Source organism: candidate division WOR-3 bacterium (genome assembly GCA_016926475.1).
Lineage (GTDB): Bacteria > SDB-A > SDB-A > SDB-A > SDB-A > JAFGIG01.
On record JAFGON010000001.1, the window covers coordinates 1 to 3,332 of the forward strand.

A 3,332-nucleotide genomic window follows, 5' to 3' on the forward strand; every position below is an offset into this window, starting at 1 on the left:
ATGACCAGCCAATACCTCGAAAAGCCAGAAAAATACAATGAAATGACAAAGATGATGGAGACGGTTTTAAAAATGCTGATAGACAATTCCAGAGAATCCGCGGTCTATGAAATCACAGAAGGCTTGAACGACAATTCTCCCAAAAGTAGCATCAGAACAGAAATTGCCCTTCACTACCTTCTCAACGGGAAAAAAAATGAAGCTCTCGAGTTGGTAAAAAATATAGATAACGACATAGAGAGGGATGATTCTATATCCAAGCTCTCCGAAAGAATCGCTCTCATGGCAGACCATGAAGAAGCCAAGGGTATAATCGACGAAATATCGCAGTCCTGGCTGAAAAAAGACACTATATCCCAGATTTCGGTTAAATTCGCAGAGAGAAGAGACTACAAAAACGCTATGTTTTATGCCGCCATGTCAGGTGATTTAATGACACAATCTCTGTTGTTGTGCAAGATCGCACTATCTGCGAGGAGAGACGGCAACATACAGGATTACGAAAATATTTTCGGGAGGGCTCTGGATATTGTGAGAAATTTTACCGATGAAAAAAGCAAATCGAGAGCGTTATCGGAGATATCATCAAATCTCTTAAAACACAATCTTTTCGACAGGGCTCTTGAGATCTCAGAGACTGTGTCCGACCTCTTTGAAAAGTTTCAGATCTTCGTCATTCTTGAAAAGCACCTTTTCGAAAACGGGTACAGGGAGAAAGCTTCAGAATTTTTAAATCACATCTATGGACTTTTGGATTCAATGGAAAATGACGAAGAAAAGTCTGAAGCGTTCATATCTCTCGTCCCGACTTTGGTTAAAAGGGGGAAACAGGATTCTGCCGAAAAGATTTGCTCTGAAATATTAGATGATGACAAAAAATCGCGCCTTCTCGCTCTGATAGCGATTGAGAAGATCAAGAACAACAACGAGAAGGATTTCGCGAGAATTCTCGTCAAAGCTTTTGAAACCATAGACAAAATACAAAACAAAGAAAGGCGTCGGAAGGCTCTGGAAGATATATTTCTTATGTGTTTTTTGGAAAACTCTTTCGAGGGTCTGAAATGCTTTTTGAAGACGTTTTATATGACTCCTGAAATGAGGGAGGATTCAGTTAAAGCTTTGCACAGAACAATGTTGTGCTCGCCCTTGGAAAATAGAAGGGATTCGCTTTCTCTTCTCGACTTGTATTACGGAACTTATCCTATTTTGGCGGCTAAATACTGCATTCTATCGCTGATTGGAGAAGGAAGTCTGAACCTGGCGACTGAGATTATCGAAAATCTCCCCAAATAAACGCCCTTAAGATATTAGGTCAGACTCTGTGTCTATCCAAAATATTGTTCCAAGTGTTAGAGATCACTATTGAAGTCAATTCAAGATCTACTTGTGTGAAGGGTGGAGTCTGTTTGTTGTGAATCGATATTATGCCTATGATTTCGTCTTTTTCGTCGAAAAGAGGGTGCGCCATTATGGATCCGTTTTTATAGTGCTGCCAACCGCTTGAAATGAAATCTTTTTCTTTGGAGATATCGTTTATAAGAACGGGAGTTTTAGAGGAGAGAACCCTCTCGAAAATCGATCCTTCTCTGAGGGGAAAGGGAATTTTTTCAGGGGTATGTCCTTTGTCAATTGAGCCGAGAAGAACCAACCCTCCTTCTTTTACCAAAAAAATGCTGCCTCCGTCAGCTATCATTTTGTCTGCTATTTCCGAGAGAATATCTTTTCCAATTTCGTTGAGTTTGGAACGGAGAATCACTTTTTTGGATGTTTTGACTATTTCCTTGAGTTTGATGTTGATGTTTTCGAGTTCTTGGTTTTTGGATTTGAGTTGCTCGATGAAATTCCTTCTCTCTGTGACGTCTCTGATTATCGCCTGTAAAATATCTTCTCCGCCTATGAAAATCCTGTTAAGGCAGACCTCGCAGTATATTTTTGAACCGTCTTTTTTTAAAAAAAGCCAATCGAATTTTTTTGTGGTGTCTTTGAAACTCTGATCGAGAATTTTTTTTACTGCCTCCCGCGAATTTTCTCCATCGGGTTGCGTCTGGGGTGAAAAATCCGAGAGAAGATATCCGATTATTTCGTCTTTTTCTCTTCCAAAAATTTTACAAGCTTGTTCATTGCAGTCTATTATTATGTCGACCATGTGAAGAAGACCGTCGGGAAGAGACTCGAAAAGAGTCCTGTATTTCTTCTCGTTTTCCCAGAGCGCGCTTTCAGAGAGTTTTGATTCTTCCCTGAAATTTTCGAGCTCTTCGATTCTTTTTTCCAGTTCCGAAATTTTTTTGTCTTTCATCTTTCAATCTTTTTTAGGGGGGATACTCTCCCCCCTTGTTTTAATCTATCTTTACCAGCCTTATACTTCTCGTCTCTTTTGAAGAGGTCAAATTGACAATGTAGGATCCGCTCGGAAGAAGATTTCCCCAATCGTCTCTGCCGTCGAAATTCACGCTTTTCACGCCGGGCATCTGGTGGGAATCAACAAGGGATCTGACTTGTCTTCCGCTTATGTCGAAGACGCTGATTTTGGCGTGACCTTCGTAGGGAAGCACGAAATGTATTGAACAATTTTGTTTGAAGACAGGGCTGGAAGAGTAAAATCTGAGGGTGGATACATCCATTCCGTTGCCGATTTCCTCTTCGACTCCGGTCGTCAAATTGACGACGATTGCTCTCATGAAATAGGTCTCATTCCAGGAAGACCATCCTCCTTCATAGTCCCATGCCCTTCCGTTGTCGTTTGGATCGTATCCGAAAACCGGGTAGTTCGTTCCGTCATATATCATGCCTACGACGAAATTCGTGTTTGATGAATACTGGATGTTGTATGAGGAGATGTTCCAGAGGTTCCATTGATTGTCGACTCCGCCTGTCGCGTTCCAAGAACCCGCTTCGCTGCCGGGCTGGCTTCCACCCCAGTTCCAGACCTTGAGGTTGAAGTTGTTGTTCCCTCCGGCATTGCTCCTTAAGTATATCTTCACGTATATGATTTTGTATGAGCCCCTTGTCGCGGGCATTGTCATCCTGTTTGCTGACCCCGCTCCTGCCCCAGACCAATAATATCCGTCCGTGGCAGTTCCGTCATCGTAGATCAGCTCGGTGGTGTCACCGCCGGGGCCTCCTCCTCCCTGCAGGGCGGCTTGTGCGTTTATCCTGCCCGCGCCCATGTAACCGCTGTTGTAGTAAGAGCAACTCGGCATCGGATCGCAGGAATTGAAGAGTCTTGTCTTGATCTGGGAGTTTGTCTCGGAAGAAAACTCGCACCTTACGAGAGTCGCGAGCCCCGCAGTGACAGGGCAAGCCATAGAAGTTCCGTCCATGTAAGAATATCC

At 43.1% G+C, this 3,332-nt stretch carries 3 protein-coding genes; 1 reads left to right on the forward strand and 2 read right to left on the reverse strand.

The features are described 5' to 3' along the window. Positions 1–1,293, forward strand: a 1,293-nt coding sequence (locus JXA84_00005; GenBank protein ID MBN1149587.1) for a hypothetical protein, incomplete at its 5' end; no start/stop codon positions are given. 19 nt (positions 1,294–1,312) lie between these two features. Here JXA84_00005 and JXA84_00010 read toward each other — a convergent pair. Further along, positions 1,313–2,296: a PAS domain S-box protein gene (locus JXA84_00010; GenBank protein MBN1149588.1), complete on the reverse strand. Its 984-nt coding sequence runs from the start codon at positions 2,294–2,296 to the stop codon at positions 1,313–1,315. Between the two features lie 40 nt (positions 2,297–2,336). Next, a partial coding sequence (locus JXA84_00015; GenBank protein MBN1149589.1) for a S8 family peptidase occupies positions 2,337–3,332 on the reverse strand: 996 nt, incomplete at its 5' end.